This is a genomic window from Rhizobacter sp. (genome assembly GCA_019635355.1).
Taxonomy (GTDB): Bacteria; Pseudomonadota; Gammaproteobacteria; order Burkholderiales; family Burkholderiaceae_C; genus Rhizobacter.
On record JAHBZQ010000001.1, the window covers coordinates 2789637 to 2807783 of the forward strand.

Genomic DNA, 18147 nt, shown 5'->3' on the forward strand with positions numbered 1-18147 from the left:
GCCAGCCGTGTCAGGTGTCAGAACGCGTGGGGCTTAGAACGAATGGCTGAGGCCGAGGGTGAAGACGTTCTGGCTCTTGGCACCCGCGGCCAGGCCATAGAAGCTCTCGGTGGCCGTGCCCTTGTTCTTCATCGCCACCACATTGGCGCTCACCTGCGTGCGCTTCGAGAGGTTGTACTTGCCGAGCACGCGGAAGAAGTGCGAGTCGTTCGACGAGCTCTTCAGGTCACGCGCCACGTAGTCGACCGACACCGCGGCGGGGCCAAAGCCGATGTCGGCGCCGATGTCGTAGGCCGCGGCCTTGTACGCGCCGGCCACCAGCGAGTAGTCGTCGTACTCGTTGTCGGCGCTCGAGTAGCCGCCGCGCACCGTCACCGAGCCGATGCTGTAGGCCACACCGCCGGTGGTCAGCTTGTTGACCAGGCCGACGCGCTTGGCTTCGTGGTAGGTCAGGCCGGCCTTGACCGGTCCGATGGCGTACACACCGCCCATTTCCACCGTGCGCGGGGTGGTGGTGCTGCCTTCGCCTGCACCGAAGAGGGCTTCCACGGTCAAGCCGCCCAGGTTCGGCGACACGTACTTCACCGAGTTGTTCACCAGGTCGCTGGTGAAGCCGAAGCCGGTGAAGTTGAAGACCGCGAAGCCGCCGAAGACGAAGAAGTTGCCCAGCAGGTCGTCGTTGACGTTCCAGTGGCGGCCGACGGTCACCGTGCCCAGCGCGCTGCTGGAGAGGCCGACGTTGGCACCCCGGCCCCAGAACGGCGCACCGGCTGCGCCGGTGTCAGGCCCGATGGCCGATTCGATGTTGAACACGGCGGAGAGGCCGCCGCCCAGGTCTTCACTGCCCTTGAAGCCCAGGCGGGCCGGGTTCACACGCCCCGGCTCGATCTTGTTGACCTTGCCAGTGGGCGTGTTGGTGGCATGCACGTAGTCGGTGGAGACGATGCCGTAGACGGTGACGCTGGATTGCGCCTGGGCCAGGCCGCACGCCGCGAAGGCGGCCGCCGCGAGCATGGAGCGAGTGATGTTGGTTTGCACGATGGTTCCCTCTCGATGTGTGTAGTGGGTCTTCTTTGAAAGATGGACGACGCCCGTCAGGCGGCGACGAACTCGTTCCATTTCTGGACCATGTACGCGTTCTCGTCCATGATCGCGTTCCAGCAGGCGATGCCACCCATGCGCTGCTCGTAGCTGCCGCCGTCGCGCACGCTGCCGGCCTTGGCGAGCAGGTCGCCGTTGGGCGACTTGATGTCTTGCGTGGCGGCCTTGCCTTCCATCCAGTAGGCCCACTCATACGGCTCCATCTTGGCCTTGGCGGTTTCGAGCACCGCGCTGTAGTAGCCCTGGCGGTTCAGGTAGGCGCCGGCCCAGCCGTCGAGGAACCAGTTGATGAACTCGTACACCGCGTCGGCCTTCTTGCCGGTGACCGACTTCGGCACGCCGAAGCCCGCGGCCCAGGCGCGATAGCCTTCCTTCAGCGGCTGGAAGGTGCAGGCGATGCCCTTGGTGCGCACGGCGGTGACGGCCGGCGACCACATCGACTGGATCACCACCTCGCCCGAGGCCATCAGGTTCACGCTCTCGTTGAAGTCTTTCCACAGCGCGCGGAACTGGCCGGCCTTCTTGGCTTCGATCAAGGTCCTGATCGTGAGATCGATCTCCTTCTTGGTCATGTTGCCCTTGTCGGGGTACTTGTAGATGCCCGAGGCCTCGACCACCATCGCCGCGTCCATGATGCCGATCGACGGGATGTTGAGGATGGCCGCCTTGCCCTTGAACTCGGGGTTCAAGAGTTCCTTCCACGATTCGATCGGCCGCTTGATGAGGTCGGGCCGGATGCCCAGCGTGTCGGCGTTGTAGACGGTGGGGATCAGCGTCATGAACTGCGTGGGGCTTGCCGCGAACGTCTTCGCATCGGGCTTCTCCACGTACATCACCTTCTTGGGCGCGGTGCCCTGGTCACCCACCTTCTTGCCGGCCACTTCGCCCTTGGTGAAGAGCGTGGTGATCTTGTCGGCGTTCTTGATGCGCTTGGTGTCGATGCCGAGCAGGTTGCCGGTGGGCAGGATCTTCTTGAGCGAGAAGTACTCGGTGTCGATCAGGTCGAAGCTGTTGGGTGCGGTGACGGCGCGCTTGGTCACGTCGTCGGTGGTGACCGGGATGTACTGGATCTTGATGCCGGTGTCTTTCTCGAACTTCTCGGCGATGGCCTTGTCCTGGTTGACCGCGGTGCCGAGGTAGCGCAGGGTGATCTTTTCCTGGGCGTGCACGAAGGGGAAGCCCATCGCGCCGCCCCCGGCCACCACACCTCCCACGGCACCTTTGAGCAGGGTGCGGCGATGGGCGTCGGGCTGGGCGGTCTTGTCTTGCGGGTCGGACATGGTCAGAGCTCCTTGATCGGGATGTGGGGGAAGAAAGGGTCAGGCGCTGGGTTGCAGCGCATGGGCGGCATCGGGCAGCCAGGAAACGTGCGCCGTGTCGCCCGGCTGCCAGGGCGCGGCGTCGAAATCGGCATCGGGCAAGGTGGCCGTCCACTGCGCATCGGCAGACTCGCCCTGCGGCACCAGGCTCAGTTGCACGTAGGTGCCCTGGTATTCGATGGCCTTCACGGCCGCGGCCCGCGTCACGCCATTGGCGCTGCGCGCGAGCTGCATGCGGTCGGCCCGCACGGCGACGGGGCCCGCTTCGGAGGCGATCACGTTGTGCGCGCCCATGAAGCGCGCGACGAACTCGGAGCGCGGCGCGTTGAACACCTCGCGCGGCGAGCCGGTCTGCTCGATGCGGCCGTGGTTCATCACCACCACCTGGTCGGCGAGCGCCATCGCTTCTTCCTGCGAGTGGGTCACGTGCACGAAGGTGAAGCCCAGCTCCTGCTGCCAGCGCTTGAGCTCGGCGCGCATCTGCACGCGCAGGAAGGGGTCGAGCGCGGAGAGCGGCTCGTCGAGCAGCAGCACGCGCGGCTCGGTCATCAGCGCACGCGCCAGCGCCACACGCTGCTGCTGGCCGCCCGAGAGTTCGCTCGGCAGGCGCGCGAGGTAGGGCGTCATCGAGACGAGGGCCAGCAGCTCCTTCGCCCGCGCATGGCGCTCGGCCACGGGCTTGCCACGCATCTTCCAGCTGAAGGCCACGTTGTCGAGCACGCTCAGGTGGGGAAAGAGCGCATAGCTCTGGAACATCATCGCCGTGCCACGGTCGGCAGCGGCGCTGTAGGTGATGTACTTCCCACCGAGCAGGATCTGCCCGTCGCTCGCCAGCTCGTGGCCCGCGATCATGCGCAGCGTCGAGGTCTTCCCGCAGCCCGAGGGCCCGAGCAGGCAGCAGTAGCTGCCCGACGGGATGGTGAGGTCGATGCCGTCGACCGCCACGGTGTTGCCATAGCGTTTGACGAGCGAGGTCAGCACCAGGGACGAGTCGAGCACGGGTTTCATGCGGCGCCATGTATGCAATGCATGTGCCATGCGTTTTGCCGCTCGAACCGCACTCCTTTGGTTCAGAAGCCGCCGCAAACGTGGGTGCGCGTCTTGCTCAAGCGCTGCATCGAAGCGCACTTTGTATACAAAATGGTGCGAACCACCGCGAAAGACAACCATGAAGATCCGAGTCATCAACCCCAACACCACGCTCGCGATGACCACCAAGATCGGCGAGGCCGCGCGGGCCGTGGCCGCCCCCAGCACCGTGATCGACGCGGTGCAGCCGAGCTTTGGTGCACCTTCCATCGAAGGGCACCACGACGACGTGTGGGCCGCCGCCGGGGTGGCCGAACAGGTGCGCGCGGGCGAAGCCGCCGGCGCCGACGCCCACGTCATCGCCTGCTTCGGCGACCCGGGCCTGCACGCCGCGCGCGAGCTGGCGCGCGGCCCGGTGATCGGCATTGCCGAGGCGGCCTTCCACGCCGCCTCGCTGCTGGCCACCGGCTTCTCGGTGGTGACCACGCTCACCCGCACGGTGGTGATCGCCGAGCACCTCGTCCTGCAATACGGCTTCGAGCGCCGCTGCCGCGGCATCCACGGCACCGACATCGCGGTGCTCGAACTCGACGACCCCGCGAGCGATGCCTACGCGCGCATCCTCGCGTCCTCACGCGAGGCACTGGCCCACGACCGCTCGGGAGCCATCGTGCTGGGCTGCGCGGGCATGGCCGATCTGTGCCGGCGATTGCAAGGCGAGCTCGGGGTGCCCGTCATCGACGGGGTGGCGGCGGCGGTGAAGCTGGCTGAGGGGCTGGTCTCGCTCGGATTGGGAACCAGCAAACGTGGGGACTACGCGTCGCCGTTGCCGAAGGTGTATGCGGGGTTGGCCGCGCCCTATTCGCCGGCCTGAGCGGCCAAGGGGCTGGGGTAGGCGAATTCCGGAGGTAAAGGAGGAGCGTCTGATCGCGGGAGCGATCAGACGCGGGGGACACGGAGGAATTCGCCTACCCCAGCCCCTTGGCCGCTCCGACGGCGCGGCATGCCAGACCGAACCCTCACTCCCAAGGCAACATCAGCGTCACCAGCAGCAGCCGCTGAAACTCCGGCTCGAAGCGCTCAATGATCTTGTGCGGATCGGGGCACATCTGCGCGTCGGTGATGAGCCCGAACTGCACGCCTCCGCCATAGCTGAGGATCGAGACCCCCACCCCGATCTCGCCCGACTGCGGCACCCAGAACATCACCTGCGACAGCGTCGAGCCGCAGATCTGGAGCGGCGTGCCCGGCCCCGGCACGTTGGTCATCACCGCCGTGGCCTTCTTCGCGAAGAGGTTGAGCAGCGCGTCCTGCATCGGCTTGATCAGCAAGCCGGCAACGGCCAGCACCGCAAACGCCAGCAGCGGCTGGTAGCTGCCCTTCAGCTCCTGCATGCGCGAGCGCACCGCGTACACCCGCTCGATGGGGTTGACGATGCCGATGGGCAGCACGAGCGGCACGAGGCCGAACTGGTTTCCGAGCTTGTAGGCCTTCTCCATCGGGCGCAGGTTCACCGGCACCATGGCGCGGATCTCCTTGCCGCTCGTGTCTTCGCCCTGTTCGCGCAGCCAGCCGCCAATGGCACCGGCCACGCAGGCGAGCAGCACGTCGTTGACCGAGCAGCCGAGGCCCTTGCCGATGGCCTTCACCACGTCGAGCGGGATCGGTTCGCCCCAGGCCACCCGCTTGGTGCCGATGGGCCTGCCCTTGAGTTGGGTGGGCGAGTCGTCGGGCATCAGGAGCATCGAGGCCGCATCCGACACCACCTGCGCCCCCATGCGCGCCAGCTCCACCGTGCCCTGCAGCGGCTGCTGCGGGTTGGCCAGCATCTCCACCGATTTGGCCATGCCGCTGCCGGTGAGGCCGATGGCCTTGACCGTCACGTCGGCCAGCGGGCGCATGATGGCTTCGGCGAACCAGTCGAACTCGGCACCCTCTTCCTTCTCGCGCTTCTTGCGCTGCGGCGGGTCGCTGCCGCCGTCGGTGATCGACAGCAGCACCGAGATCAGCGCGATGCCATCAGCGATGCAGTGATGGATGCGCGCGATGAGCGCGCTGCCGCCGTCGTAGTGTTCGATGAAGTGGAACTGCCACAGCGGCCGCGTGCGGTCGAGCGGGCTCGTGCAGAGTTCGCCCACACGCTCCTGCAGCGCCTCGCGTTCGCCCTGGCCGGGCTTGCGGTTGAGCTTTTCCAGCCGCACGTGGTGCGTGAGGTCGACCTCGGGCACGTCGACCCACAGCGCGCCCATCGCGTCTTCCACCACCTTCTGGCGGAAGCGCCCGTACTTGAGCAGCCGCTCCTGCACCCGCTCCATCAAGGCCGCATGGCGGATGCCGGGCTCGATGCGCCACACGCCGACGATCATCATCAGGTTGACGTCGTTGTCCATGCGCAGCCACGCGGTGTCGACCCGCGACATGCGTTCGGCGCTTGCTGCTGCAGCCATGTTTGGAGCCCTTCTTCTAGTGATGCGGCGCACGATGCTGGGTAACATCCGAGCCGTCAATGCCCGCTAATACCGAACCCCTACAGGAGACCGCCATGTCCGATCTGCAAGCCCGCTTCGAGAAAGCCCGCGAGGAGTCGAAGAACCTGCCCGAGCGCCCCGACAACATGACGCTGCTGCAGCTCTACGCGCTGTACAAGCAGGGCAGCGTGGGCGACGTGGAAGGCAAGCGCCCCGGCTTCACCGACATGGTGGAACGCGCCAAGTACGACGCGTGGGCCATGGCAAAGGGCAAGTCGAAGGAAGAGGCGATGCAGGCCTACATCGACTTGATCGAGAGCCTGAAGTAACTATTTCTTGGCGGCCTTCTTGGCCGCCGTTTTCCCACCGGCCGCGAGCAGCGCGTCGAGGTTCTTCTCGATCTCGCTCTCGATGGTCTTGCTGAACGCACCCAGCAGGAAGCCGAGCTTGGCCGTGAGGTCGAAGTGATCGGGGGCGACGATGAGTTGCCCGTTCACCCCGCTGCGCTTGAACTCCACCGTGTCGGAGAGTTCGCCTTCGAGGATGGTGCACTCCATGTCGAACTTCTTCTCGGCGTCTTCCGCCCACTTCAAGGCGACCTTGCGCGCCTTGGCGAGACCGAGCGTGTGCTCGCGGTGGATCTTGATGTCGGGCATGGGTGTTCTCCTTAGCGCGCGAGTGTCGCCCGCCGCTCGGCCATCGGCAAGGCGGCCAGGCGTTTGACCTCGGCGTAGAAGCGCTCGAAGTCACGACCCTCGCGCTCGTACAAGTGCTCGAACTGCGGCACCAGCTCGTTGTACGCCGCCATCACGCCGAGCGAGGCGTTGTTGGCGGTCGCAAACCAGTTGTCGTAGCCGGTGTAGCCGTTCCAGGGGCCGGCCTTCAGCGCTGCGTGGTCGGCGCGCAGGCGCGCCAGGCGGTCGGCCTTCGCGGCGCGCTTGGCGTCGTCGCTCAAGGTGGTGCTGGTGTAGATCGCCTCCAGGTCGGCGCGGGCCGAGAGCGCGAGGCGGCGGAACTCCTGCCGGCGCACGTCGAGCGTGGCCGACTCCTGCATCGCCTGCGGGCTCGCGTGCCGCTCCAGCCACAAGCGGCCGCCGAGGCGCTCGACCGCCGTCGCGAAGGACTCGTTGAACATCGTGTCGCCCTTGGCATAGGCGACTTGGTGCGCCAGCTCATGGAACATCAGGTGCGCGAGATCGCCCTCGGCCCAGCGCAGGAAGGTGTTGAGCAGCGGGTCGGCGAAGTAGTCGCCGGGCAGCTTGCCGAGCGTCGAATACGCGGGGATGGACTGCACCACCGCCTCGTAGCCCTGCGTGCGCAGCTCGGCGGCCAGCGCGTCGGCATCGGCTTTGTCGTAGTAGCCGCGGTAGCCCACGCAGCCCACGACGGGGAAGCACCAGGTCTTGAGCGTGAGGCTCAGCTCGGGCGCGGCCACCACGTTATAGACGGCGGCGTTGCGGCCGAGGTCGGCATAGCGCCGGTAGCTGGCGTTGTCGGGCAGCTTGAGTTCGCTCACGGCGAAGTCGCGCATGCGCTGGCTCAGGGCGAGCCGCTCCTTCAGCGGCGCGGGGGTCGTGTTGTCGGCCAGCCACTCGGGCACGGGCTTCGCCTTGTTGAGCAACGAAAAGTGTCCCCCGGCCGCCTGCGCGTAGTAGCCGAGGCTGCTGCAGCCCGACGTGAGGCACACGGCGCCCGCGGCCAGGGCCGCGATGCCGATCAGGCTGGCCACCCCCATCAGCAGCCAGCGCTTCAAACGGCCCGCACGTCGACCAGGCAGTCGTAGAACGCCGGCCCGCGGCCGAGGTCGGTGAGCTGCTGGTGCGTGACTTCGTTGACGTTGGTGCCGTCAGGCCCGAGCTTGCGCCACCACACGCCCAGGCCGTTGACCACCCCGGGCCGTGCTCGCGGGCTCACCTGCAGGCGGCAGCGGTATTCGCCGCGCTGGTTGAAGACGCGCACCATCTCGCCACCCCGCAGACCGCGCGCGGCGGCGTCGTCGGCGTGCATCTCGACAAGCGGCTCGCCTTCGATGTCACGCAGGCTCTTCACGTTGACGAAGGTGGAGTTGAGGAAGTTGCGCGCCGGCGGCGAGATCATCGCGAGCGGGTAGTCACGCGCGAGCTGCGGCGACGACTGCACCGACTCGTAGTTCGGCACGTGATCGGGCACGCCGAGGCCGGGGGCGTCGATCATGCACTTGCCGGTCGGCGTCTTGAAGCCGCCGTTCGCAAACGGGGCCTCGGCGATCGGCAGCTTCACCCAACCCACGGCGCGCAGCGTCTCGAAGTCCACGCCATTCAGGGCATGGCGGGCCATCGACTCGTCGCTCTCGCGGAAGCACGGCTCGGCGAAGCCCATGTGCGCGGCCAGCTCGCGAAAGATCTGCGTGTTGGGCTTGGCCTCGCCGAGCGGCGCGATGGCCGGCTCGTTGAACATGGCATAGGTGTGGCCGTAGCTGGTGTGCACGTCGAGGTGCTCGAGCTGCGTGGTGGCAGGCAGCACATAGTCGGCGTGGTCGGCGGTGTCGGTCATGAAGTGCTCGAGCACCACGGTGAAGAGGTCGTCGCGAAGGAAACCCTTCACCACCTTGGGCGACTCGGGCGCCACGGCCACCGGGTTGCTGTTGTAGACGACGAGCGCTTCGATCTTCGGGCCGAAGTCCGACGAGCTTTCTTTCAGCAAGGCATCGCCGATGGTGCTCATGTTGAGGATGCGCGGGCGCTTGGCTGGCATCAGCTCGGGGTGCTGCAGGTGCGCCGCATTGCGCGGGAACCAGCCCGAGGCCGACAGCAGCAGCCCACCCGCCGGGTGGCGCCAGGCGCCGACGAGGCAGGGCAGGATCGCGATCAGCCGCGCCGCATTGCCGCCGCCGCGCACGCGCTGCATGCCGTAGTTGAGGCGGATGGCGGCGGGCTTCGTGGTGCCGTAGTCGCGGGCCAGTTGGCGCACTTCTTCTGCGCTGATGCCGCAGACCGCGGCTGCTCGCTCGGGCGGCCACTGCAGCGCACGCTCGCGCAGCTTGGGCCAGCCGTCGGTGTGGCGGTCGATGTAGTCCTGGTCGAGCCAGTCGTTGACGATCAGCTCGTGCATCAGGCCGAGCGCCAGCGCGCCATCGGTGCCGGGCAGCAGCGCGATGTGCTGGTGGCATTTGTCGGCCGTCTCGGTCTTGCGCGGGTCGATGCAGATGAGCTTCGCGCCCTCGCGCTTCGCCTTCTGCGCGAAGGTCCAGAAGTGCAGATTGCTGGCGATGGAGTTGCTGCCCCAGATGAGGATCAACTTGCTGTCGGCGTAGTGCTCCAGGTGCATGCCGACCTTGCCGCCGTAGGTGGCGGCAAGCGCGTCGCCGCCGGCCGCCGAGCAGATGGTGCGGTCGAGCAGCGAGGCACCGAGCTTGTGGAAGAAGCGGCGGTCCATGCTCTCGCCTTGCAGCAGGCCCATGGTGCCGGCGTAGCTGTAGGGCACGATCGCCTCGGGGTCGCGCGCCGCGATGGCTTTCAGGCGCGAGGCGATGTCAGCCAGCGCTTCCTCCCACGTCACCCGCGCGAACTGCCCGCTGCCCTTGGGGCCCACGCGCTTCATCGGGTGCAGCACGCGCTCGGGGTGGTAGGTGCGCTCCGGGTAGCGCGAGACCTTGGTGCACAGCGCGCCGTGCGTCGGCGGGTGGTCGGGGTCGCCCTGCACCTTGACCGCCTTGCCGTCTTCGACCGTCACGCGGATCGCGCAGGTGTCGGGGCAATCGTGCGGACAGGCGGCGTGGATTGTGCGAATGGCGACTCGGTCGAACGCGGTGGTGCTGCTCATGCGAGGAACTATTGCACAAGGGTCTCCGCAGCGCGTCGCGCGGGGCTAGGTCGGGCAAAACCTAGGGTTTACACTGAGTTCGCCTGGCGCGATCCGCCGGGTTTCGCTTTTTCGGACTCCACAACTCCATGAAACGCCGACACCTGCTCCAGCACCTGGCCGCCACGAGCGCCACCCTCGCCCTCCCTTCAGCTTTCGCCCAATCCGAGCGCCGCATCGTGCTCGGCCAGTCGGCCGCCTTCAGCGGCCCGGCCGCCTACCTCGGCACGCAGATGAACCGGGGCGCCAAGGTCTACTTCGACGCGCTCAACGCCGCCGGCGGCGTGAACGGCCAGACCGTGGAGCTGCGCACGCTGGACGACGGCTACGAGCCCGACCGCTGCAAGGCCAACACCGAGCGTTTCATCGACAAGGACAACGTGTTCGGCCTCTTCGGCTACGTCGGCACGCCCACCTGCCTGGCCGCGATGCCGCTGGTGCAGGAAAACCGCACCATCTTCTTCGCGCCCTTCACCGGCGCCGAGTCGCTGCGCGAGCCCTTCAGCCGCAACGTCTTCCACGTGCGCGCTTCGTACTTCGACGAGACCGCGCTGATCGTGAAGCAGCTGCTCTCCATCGGCCTCACCAAGATCGCCGTCTTCTATCAAGACGACGCCTACGGCCAGGCCGGCCTCGCCGGGGTGAACCGCGCGCTGAAGGCGGCCAACCTCGCGCCCGTGGCCACCGGCACCGTGCAGCGCAACACCGTCAACGTGGCCCAGGCCGTGAAGACCATCACCGCCGCCACACCCGAGGCCGTGGTGCAGATCAGCGCCTACAAGTCGTCGGCCGCGTTCATCCGCGAGGCGCGCAAGGCCGGCTACGGCGGCACCTTCTACAACGTGTCGTTCGTGGGCACGCAGGCGCTGGCCGACGAGCTCGGCCGCGAAGCGCGCGGCATCATGATCAGCCAGGTGATGCCCTCGCCCTTCTCCACCACCTCCGCGCTCTCGCGCGAGTACCTGGCCGCCGTGGCCAAGGCCGGTGGCGACGCCACGCCCAACTACTCGAGCATGGAAGGCTACGTGGCGGCGAAGGTGTTCGCCGAGGGCCTCAAGCGCGCCGGCCGCAACCCCACCCGCGACAGCTTCATCACCGCGATGGAGTCGATCCAGAACCTGAACCTGGGCGGCTTCCCGGTGAATTTCGGGGCGCGTGACCACGTGGCCTCGCACTTCGTCGAGCTGTCGATGCTCACCGAGGACGGCAAGGTCCGCCGCTGACCTCTTAACCGCATGGCCGCAGGCTTCATGGCGGGTCAGTAAACTGGCCCGACCCCCAAGGAGCCCGGCATGCAGTTGATCGAATCCATCCTCGCCGACGCCGCCGCCGTCACCGCCCTGCGGCGCGACATCCACGCCCACCCGGAGCTGTGCTTCGAAGAGAAGCGCACCTCCGACCTGATCGCCAAAGCCCTCACCGACTGGGGCATCCCCATCCACCGAGGCCTGGGCACCACCGGCGTCGTCGGCATCGTCAAGGGCACCCGCGGCCACAGCTCGCGAGCGGTGGGCCTGCGCGCCGACATCGACGCCCTGCCCATCACCGAGCACAACACCTTTGCGCACGCGAGCCAGCACCCCGGACGCATGCACGCCTGCGGGCACGACGGCCACACCGCGATGCTGCTGGCCGCCGCCAAGCATTTCTCGAACGAGAAGAACCGCGATTTCGACGGCACCGTGTACCTCGTCTTCCAGCCCGCCGAAGAAGGCGGCGGCGGTGCGCGCGAGATGATCAAGGAAGGGATCTTCGACCTCTTCCCGATGGAAGCCATCTTCGGCGCGCACAACTGGCCCGGCATGCCGGTCGGCCACTTCGCGGTGAAGAACGGGCCCTGCTTCGCGTCGAGCAACGAATTCAAGATCACGATCCGCGGCAAGGGCTCGCACGCCGCCATGCCGCACCTCGGCATCGACCCGGTGCCCGTCGCCTGCCAGATCGTGCAGGCCTTCCAGACCATCGTCTCGCGCAACAAGCGGCCCATCGACCCGGGCGTGATCTCGGTGACGATGATCCACACCGGCGAGGCGACCAACGTGGTGCCCGATTCGTGCGTGATGGAAGGCACCGTGCGCACCTTCACGCTCGAGCTGCTCGACCTTTTCGAGCAGCGCATGCGCGAGGTGGCCGAGCACACCTGCGCTGCTTTCGGTGCGGAGTGCGAGTTCGAGTTCGTGCGCAACTACCCGCCCACCATCAACCACCCGGCCGAGACGGCCTTCGTGCGCGAGGTGATGGCCGAAGTGGTGGGGCCGGAAGGCGTAGAGGAGTTCGAGCCCACCATGGGCGCCGAAGACTTCAGCTACTTCCTGCAGGAAAAGCCGGGCTGTTACTTCCTCATCGGCAACGGCGACGGCAGCCACCGCGTCGGCGGCCACGGCCTGGGCCCGTGCATGCTGCACAACCCGAGCTACGACTTCAACGACGAGCTGATCCCGCTCGGCGCGACGCTGTGGGTGCGGCTCGCGCAGAAGTGGCTGGCCACGCCACGGCCCTGACGACACGCTCACGGCCCTGTCCGGAACTGATCGGTTCTCGTCGCATGCCGCGGCGACAGAACTGATGCCTGCGCCTACGCTGGCAGGCATCATCACTTCCGGAGGATTCGATGCTCGACCTGCGACCCGTCTGCGAACACTGCGCGAAAGCCCTGCCCCCGGCGGCCACCGACGCGATGATCTGCAGCTTCGAATGCACCTTCTGCCGCGACTGCGCGACCGGGCTGCTGCACAACGTCTGCCCCAACTGCGGCGGTGGCTTCAGCGCACGGCCGGTGCGGCCGGCGCAAGACCGGAAAGGCGGCAACTTCCTCGGCGCCTACCCGGCCACCACGAAGGTGAAGCACCGGCCCGTGGACCTCGCGGCACACGCACGACTCGTGGCCCAACTCGAAGGCATCGCCCCGGAGGCCCGCTGATGAACACCGCACTTCTCGTGATCGACGTGCAGGAATCGTTTCGCCACCGCCCCTACTGGCAAGACGAGCACCTCGACGCCTTTCTCTCGCGCAGCAATGCGCTGATCGATGGTTGCCTCGCCCGCGGCATTCCCATCGTGCGCATCCTGCACGTCGACGGTGACGCCTCGTTCTCGCTCGCCTCGGGCCACGTGCGCCCGCTCGACGGGCTGGCCCGATTCGACGCCGCGGCCGAGTTCCACAAGCAGCGGCACAGCGCGCTCGTCGGCACGGGCCTCTCGGTGTGGCTGCAGCAGCAGCGCATCCACCGGCTCATCGTGAGCGGCATCCGCACCGAGCAGTGCTGCGAGACGACCGCGCGCCACGCCAACGACGAAGGCTACGAGGTCGACTTCGTGCCCGAAGCCACATTGACCTTCGACCTCGCGTTCGCCGATGGCTCGACCTTCAAGAGCGCCGATGTCGTGGCCCGCACCGCCGCCGTGCTGACCGGCCGCTTCGCGACGATCTGCACGGTGGAGCAAGCGCTCGCACGCACCACGTGATCCGATGATCGACGTCCTCATCGTCGTGCCGCCCCGCAGCCTGCTGCTCGACGTGGCCGGCCCGGCGGAAGCGTTTCGCCTCGCCAACCAGCAACTGGAACGCCAAGGCGAGGCGGCACGCTTTCGCCTGCGCTTCGCCGGCCCGCGCGCAGAGGCGACCACCTCGGTCGGCCTGCCGCTCGCACAGCTGGAGCCGTTGCCCACGACGCTGCCGCGGCCGACCTGGCTGCTGCTCGTCGGCCAAAGCAGCGACACGCTGCGCACGCCCGATGCGGCCAGCCGCACGACCATCGACTGGCTGCGGCGCGACATGCGGCCCTTGCTCGCCGCACCCGACACACCGCACCGGCTGCTGACCGTGTGCGCCGGCACGCTGATGGCCGCCCGCGCCGGCCTGCTCGACGGGCAACGCTGCACCACGCACCACGACTACCTCGACATGCTGCGCACCCTCGCGCCGGCCGCCGAGGTGGTCGACAACCGCGTGTTCGTGGTCGACGGCCGCGTGGCGTCGAGCGCGGGCGTCACGGCCGGCATCGACCTCGCGCTGCACCTCATCGCCGACACCTGCGGCGATGCCGTGGCCGCGGCGGTCGCGAAGACGATGGTGGTCTACCTGCGCCGCACGCCGCAGGATCCGGAGCTCTCGCCGCTACTGGCACACCGCCACCACCTGCACCCGGCGCTGCACCGCGCGCAAGATGCGGTGTGCGAACGGCCCGAGGCCGAGTGGACGCTGGAGTCGCTCGCCGATGCCGCGCACGTGACGAGCCGCCACCTGCTGCGGCTCTTTGCCGAGCATGCGACGGTGTCGCCGATGGTCTATGTGGAGAAGATCCGCCTGGAGCGGGCGCGCCAGGCGCTGCAGCGCGGGGCGAGCGTGACGCGGGCGGCGGAGGCGGCAGGGTTCAGTTCGGACTTGCAGTTGCGGCGTGCCTGGGGCCGTCACCTGAGCGGCACGCCAAGCGCCGCGAGGCTCTCGCCGCCGCGAGCCCGTTCGGGCTGAGCCTGTCGAAGCCCAAGCTCGAAAGGGGCTTCGACAGGCTCAGCCCGAACGGTGATGGATCACGCCCGCAGCGCTTCGACTTCCTCACCATCGCGCCAGCTGGCGCGCATCTGGTTCGCGTTCGCCGCGGCCAGCTGGTCGCGCACCCGCACGATGCTCTGCGGCTCGCTCAGGAGGCGCATGCGGTGCTCGGCGCTCAGTTGCTCGGCGTCCTGGTTCGCGAGCAGCCCGCTCAGCATCAGCTTGCGCGCCTTGCCACGCGAACCCCAGCTGGTGTTGCGCGGGCCCATCGCGCCGCGCACCACGTCGAAGAGCCACGGGTCGGTGAGCGCATCGCGCCACTGCGGGGCCGGTTGGGCCCGCTTGGCATAGGCCCACGCGCGGCGCAACACCTGCGGCGCGCTGTGCTCTTCGGGGATCAGCAGCAGGCGGCTCGCCAGCAAACGTTGGCCGAGGGCCGAGCGGCTGGTGAGCACCGTCAGCGGCACGGCGAGCATCAGCGGCAGCGCCATCGGCGCGAGCCAGAGCGTGATCTCGGGTTGCAGCGCGAGCACGGCTGCGGCGCCGGCCGCCACCACGCCGGTGGTCGGGCCGAAGCGGTGCAGCGCGTCGCGCCAGCCGATGTCGTTGGCTTCGCGCGGGGGCGACTTCCAGTCGAGCTTGAGGCCGGTGAGCGCCACCACCACGAAGATGGTGTGGGCCAGCATGCGCACCGGCGCTTGCAGCGCCGACAGGCCCGCTTCGAGGACTGCGCCACGGATCAGCGCGCGTGTGCCGCCATAACGGTGCTGCTGCTTGGACATCACGATCACCGCCACGCCCATCACACGCGGCAGCAGCAGCATCAGCACGGTGACAAGCCAGAGGCCGGCGATCTCCATCGGCAGCGCACCGCCCCCGAGCGGGCGCTCGCCGAAGAGCCACAGCCCCGCACCCACCAGCACCGAGGCCAGCCACAGCGGCGCCGAGAGGTAGGCCATCGCGCCGGTGCCGAGCATCGCGCGGTGCACGCCGTGCAGGCCGGGCTCGGCGATGAGGCGGGCGTTCTGCAGGTTGCCCTGGCACCAGCGGCGGTCACGCTGCAGTTCTTCCAGCAGATTCGGCGGCTGCTGCTCGTAGCTGCCGTGCAGGTCTTGCACCAGCCACACGTGGTAGCCGGCGCGGCGCATCAGCGCGGCTTCGACGAAGTCGTGCGAGAGCAGCGTGCCCGAGAGGCCACCGTGGCCCTTCAGCGGCGCGAGCGAGCAGTGCTTCATGAAGGGCTCGATGCGGATGATCGCGTTGTGCCCCCAGTAGTGCGACTCGCCGAGCTGCCAATACGACATGCCGGCGGTGAACAAGCGCCCGGCCACGCGGCCCGAGAACTGCTGCGAGCGCGCGTGCACGGTGTCGAGACCACAGGCCTGCGGCGCCGTCTGCAGGATGCCGGCCGTGGGGTTGGCTTCCATCAGGCGCACGAGCTTCACCAGGCAATCGCCGCTCATCACGCTGTCGGCATCGAGCACGACCATGTAGCGGTAGAGGCGGCCGAAGCGGCGGCAGAAGTCGGCCACGTTGCCCGACTTGCGCTTGGTGCGGCGCTGGCGCCAGCGGTAATAGATGCGACCCGCCGAGCCGCACTCGTGGCGCAGCTGGCCCCACGCGGCCAGCTCGGCCGCGCGGATTTCAGGATCGCTGGTGTCCGACAGCACGTAGACGTCGAACAGACTCGAGGCGCCGGTGGCAGCGAGCGACTCGCAGGTCGCGCGCAGGCCGGCGAAGACGGAGGCCACGTTCTCGTTGCAGATGGGCATGACGATCGCGGTGCGCGCGTCGCGGTGGATGGGCGCGTGGCCCACCGACGCGGCCGACATCGCATGCTTGTCACCGCGCCACAGCACCCAGAAGCCCATCATGGCCGTGTAGAAGCCCGCCGAGACCCAGGCGAAGAGCAGCCCGTAGAGCCCGATCTGCACGCCGCGCGCCAGGCCCGTCTGGTCGCTGGGCAGCATGTTGGACAGGAGCGTGGTCGCACCCGCGGCCGACAGCAGCACGAGCAGCATCAGCACACGGCGGCGCAGCTTGGCGGCGCGTTCCCATGCCTGCGGCTCGTGCGCCACCGGCGCCGGGATGTCGGACGGCCGGCCCAGGAGCCGGTCGGCCAGGCTGCCCCAGAACCCGCGCCACGGCCGCGCGACCATGGACCCACGGAGCATGGCGGGCGTGCTGCGGCCGGGCGCAGCGCTCAATCCGGCTGAATGATGTTGGTCCATGTTTCGGTCAGGGCGCTGTCGCCGTTCTGGAGGAAGGCCCGCAGTTCCACCGGCTGGGTGGGCTGAAGACGGGTGACGCGCACGGTCATGCGCCAGGTGTTGGTGAGCGGGTTGCGGTACGCATTGCGCTCGACGATGCGGCCGGCGGCATTGCTGCTGACGACCGCTTTCACCGGCGCATCGGCCGGCAGGTTGCGCAGTGCGGGGCCGTCGAAGTCGACGACGTACTGCAGCTCGTTCGGGTCGCGCTTGGCCTTGCGGTCGATGAAACCGTGGCCGAGTCGGCTCTGCACCGCCCAACCGGCGGGCGGGCGTTGCTGCTGCTCGCCTTGCCAATGCAGGCGGTAGGCGAAGTCGAAGGGCCGGCCGGGGGCGGGCAACGTCGATGGCACCCAATAGGCGACCACGTTGTCGTCGGTCTCGTCGGGCGTGTGCAGCAGCATCAGCTCGACGCGGCCCGGGCCCCAGGTGCCCACCGGCTCGACCCACGCGCTCGGGCGCTGGTGGTATTGCGCTTCGGTGTCTTCGTAGTTGGCCGCGCTGCGGTCACGCTGCATCAGGCCGAAGCCCTTGGGCTCCTTCGATGCGAACGAGGTCACCAGCGTCCGCTGGGGGTTGATCAGCGGGCGCCACAGCCACTCGACGCCGCCCTGGCCGTCGCCGCTGGCCACCATCAGGCCATCGCTGTCGTGCACCTCGGGGCGGAAGTCGGCCACGCGCGGGGTGTTTTCGCCGTGGTGGAACATGCTGGTGAGCGGGGCGATGCCCAGCGTGGCGACACCAGCGCGCAAGAAGAGGCGGGCCTGCACGTCGGCCACGCTGTTGTCACCGGGGCGCAGCGTGAAGCGGTAGGCCCCGGCCGCGCGGGGTGAGTCGAGCAACGCGTGGATCACGAGCGAGGTGGCGCCGGGCGCGGGCCGCTCGATCCAGAACTCGCTGAAGCGCGGGAACTCCTCACCACTGCCGCCCACGGTGTCGATGGCCAGGCCACGCGCCGACAGGCCGTAGTGCTGGCCCTTGCCCAAGGCGCGGAAGTAGCTCGCGCCGAGGAAGACGACCAGCTCGTCCTTGTAGGCCGGGTTGTTGAGCGCGTAGTGCACGCGGAAACCGGCAAAGCCGAGGTCGCCCCACTTCGAGGGCGTGAGCTTGTTCTTGCCGTAGTCGAAGTCGTTCTTGTCGAACGCGATGTGGCGCACGCCCTGCGGCGTGATCTCGTGGATCTGCACCGGCAACGTCTGGAACTTGCCGAGGTGGAAGAAGGCCAGCTCGAAGGGCAGGCCGTCCTTGCGCCACAGCGCGCGCTCGGGCTTGAAGCGGATGTCGCGGTAGCCGTCGTAGTCGAGGGCTTTCAGCTCGGCGGGCAGCTGCTCCTTGGGGGCCACGTAGGGCTGGGCGGCGAGTTGGCGGGCGCGCTCGGCGACGTCGTCGAAGCCGAAGGCGCGGGCATCCCACACGCAGAGCACGGCCAGCGCGAACAGCAGGAGCGCACGTGTCGCCGTGCGGCGAACGCCCGACTCGGTGGGCGCAAAAAGTGTGAGGGCGAGGAACAAGGGCGCGGGGTGTCGTTGGAAAAAGCACAGCCCCAAACCAGGCTGCGAGCTTCCTTGGGCAACGCCCGTGCCAATTCAGAAAAAGGCTTGTGGATCAAGCACTTGGCCGCATGCGAA

General features: G+C 68.2%; 16 protein-coding genes. 7 read left to right on the forward strand and 9 right to left on the reverse strand.

All coding sequences use genetic code 11. The features are described 5' to 3' along the window. Window positions 1-33: 33 nt before the first annotated feature. The 3 genes from KF892_12635 to KF892_12645 are packed head-to-tail and all read right to left on the reverse strand — an operon-like array spanning window position 34 to window position 3428. Window positions 34-1038, reverse strand: a complete 1005-nt coding sequence (locus KF892_12635; GenBank protein MBX3625856.1) for a porin — start codon at window positions 1036-1038, stop codon at window positions 34-36. Window positions 1039-1094: 56 nt separating this feature from the next. Beyond that, window positions 1095-2381 carry an extracellular solute-binding protein gene (locus tag KF892_12640; GenBank protein ID MBX3625857.1) on the reverse strand — a complete coding sequence of 429 codons (1287 nt, stop codon included), beginning with the start codon at window positions 2379-2381 and terminating at the stop codon, window positions 1095-1097. Between the two features lie 39 nt (window positions 2382-2420). Further along, entirely contained in the window at window positions 2421-3428 is a 1008-nt protein-coding gene (locus KF892_12645; protein ID MBX3625858.1) for an ABC transporter ATP-binding protein, read from the reverse strand. A 160-nt stretch (window positions 3429-3588) separates the two neighbouring features. Here KF892_12645 and KF892_12650 point away from each other — a divergent pair, with 160 nt between their 5' ends. After that, complete coding sequence (locus tag KF892_12650) at window positions 3589-4323, forward strand: aspartate/glutamate racemase family protein (protein ID MBX3625859.1); 735 nt, start codon at window positions 3589-3591, stop codon at window positions 4321-4323. A 145-nt stretch (window positions 4324-4468) separates the two neighbouring features. On the opposite strand, the gene KF892_12655 is transcribed toward KF892_12650, so the two are convergent. Then, the gene (locus tag KF892_12655) at window positions 4469-5869 is read right to left on the reverse strand and encodes a wax ester/triacylglycerol synthase family O-acyltransferase (GenBank protein MBX3625860.1); all 1401 of its coding nucleotides are present in this window, start codon (window positions 5867-5869) and stop codon (window positions 4469-4471) included. A 122-nt stretch (window positions 5870-5991) separates the two neighbouring features. On the opposite strand from KF892_12655, the gene KF892_12660 reads away from it, so the two are divergent. Continuing rightward, window positions 5992-6246 carry an acyl-CoA-binding protein gene (locus tag KF892_12660; protein ID MBX3625861.1) on the forward strand — a complete coding sequence of 85 codons (255 nt, stop codon included), beginning with the start codon at window positions 5992-5994 and terminating at the stop codon, window positions 6244-6246. Here KF892_12660 and KF892_12665 read toward each other — a convergent pair whose 3' ends face one another. Genes KF892_12665 through KF892_12675 form a run of 3 tightly spaced genes read right to left on the reverse strand, consistent with a single transcriptional unit; the run spans window position 6247 to window position 9718 of the window. Continuing rightward, complete coding sequence (locus KF892_12665; GenBank protein ID MBX3625862.1) at window positions 6247-6573, reverse strand: polyhydroxyalkanoic acid system family protein; 327 nt, start codon at window positions 6571-6573, stop codon at window positions 6247-6249. Window positions 6574-6584: 11 nt separating this feature from the next. After that, window positions 6585-7652 carry an aminopeptidase gene (locus tag KF892_12670; GenBank protein ID MBX3625863.1) on the reverse strand — a complete coding sequence of 356 codons (1068 nt, stop codon included), beginning with the start codon at window positions 7650-7652 and terminating at the stop codon, window positions 6585-6587. 14 nt (window positions 7653-7666) lie between these two features. Further along, window positions 7667-9718, reverse strand: coding sequence for a molybdopterin oxidoreductase family protein (locus KF892_12675; GenBank protein MBX3625864.1), 2052 nt, complete (start codon window positions 9716-9718; stop codon window positions 7667-7669). 128 nt (window positions 9719-9846) lie between these two features. Between KF892_12675 and KF892_12680 the strand changes: the two genes are divergently transcribed. The 5 genes from KF892_12680 (at window position 9847) to KF892_12700 (ending at window position 14228) form a co-directional block, all read left to right on the forward strand. Further along, window positions 9847-10980 carry an ABC transporter substrate-binding protein gene (locus KF892_12680; GenBank protein ID MBX3625865.1) on the forward strand — a complete coding sequence of 378 codons (1134 nt, stop codon included), beginning with the start codon at window positions 9847-9849 and terminating at the stop codon, window positions 10978-10980. Window positions 10981-11049: 69 nt separating this feature from the next. Further along, on the forward strand, window positions 11050-12258 hold the full coding sequence (locus KF892_12685) for an amidohydrolase (protein MBX3625866.1): 1209 nt from the start codon (window positions 11050-11052) through the stop codon (window positions 12256-12258). A 110-nt stretch (window positions 12259-12368) separates the two neighbouring features. Continuing rightward, entirely contained in the window at window positions 12369-12677 is a 309-nt protein-coding gene (locus KF892_12690; protein MBX3625867.1) for a DUF1272 domain-containing protein, read from the forward strand. Next, window positions 12677-13222 carry an isochorismatase family protein gene (locus tag KF892_12695; protein ID MBX3625868.1) on the forward strand — a complete coding sequence of 182 codons (546 nt, stop codon included), beginning with the start codon at window positions 12677-12679 and terminating at the stop codon, window positions 13220-13222. The genes KF892_12690 and KF892_12695 overlap by 1 nt, the downstream gene beginning before the upstream one ends. A 4-nt stretch (window positions 13223-13226) precedes the next feature. Beyond that, a complete protein-coding gene (locus KF892_12700) occupies window positions 13227-14228 on the forward strand; it encodes a helix-turn-helix domain-containing protein (protein ID MBX3625869.1) in 1002 nt (333 codons plus the stop codon). Window positions 14229-14287: 59 nt separating this feature from the next. On the opposite strand, the gene mdoH is transcribed toward KF892_12700, so the two are convergent. Together mdoH and KF892_12710 are read right to left on the reverse strand one after the other, a co-directional pair. Further along, window positions 14288-16480 (reverse strand): glucans biosynthesis glucosyltransferase MdoH, encoded by a 2193-nt coding sequence (gene mdoH, locus KF892_12705; protein MBX3625870.1) that lies wholly within the window; start codon window positions 16478-16480, stop codon window positions 14288-14290. Beyond that, window positions 16453-17961 (reverse strand): glucan biosynthesis protein G, encoded by a 1509-nt coding sequence (locus KF892_12710; protein ID MBX3625871.1) that lies wholly within the window; start codon window positions 17959-17961, stop codon window positions 16453-16455. The genes mdoH and KF892_12710 overlap by 28 nt, the downstream gene beginning before the upstream one ends. Between the last annotated feature and the right edge of the window lie 186 nt (window positions 17962-18147).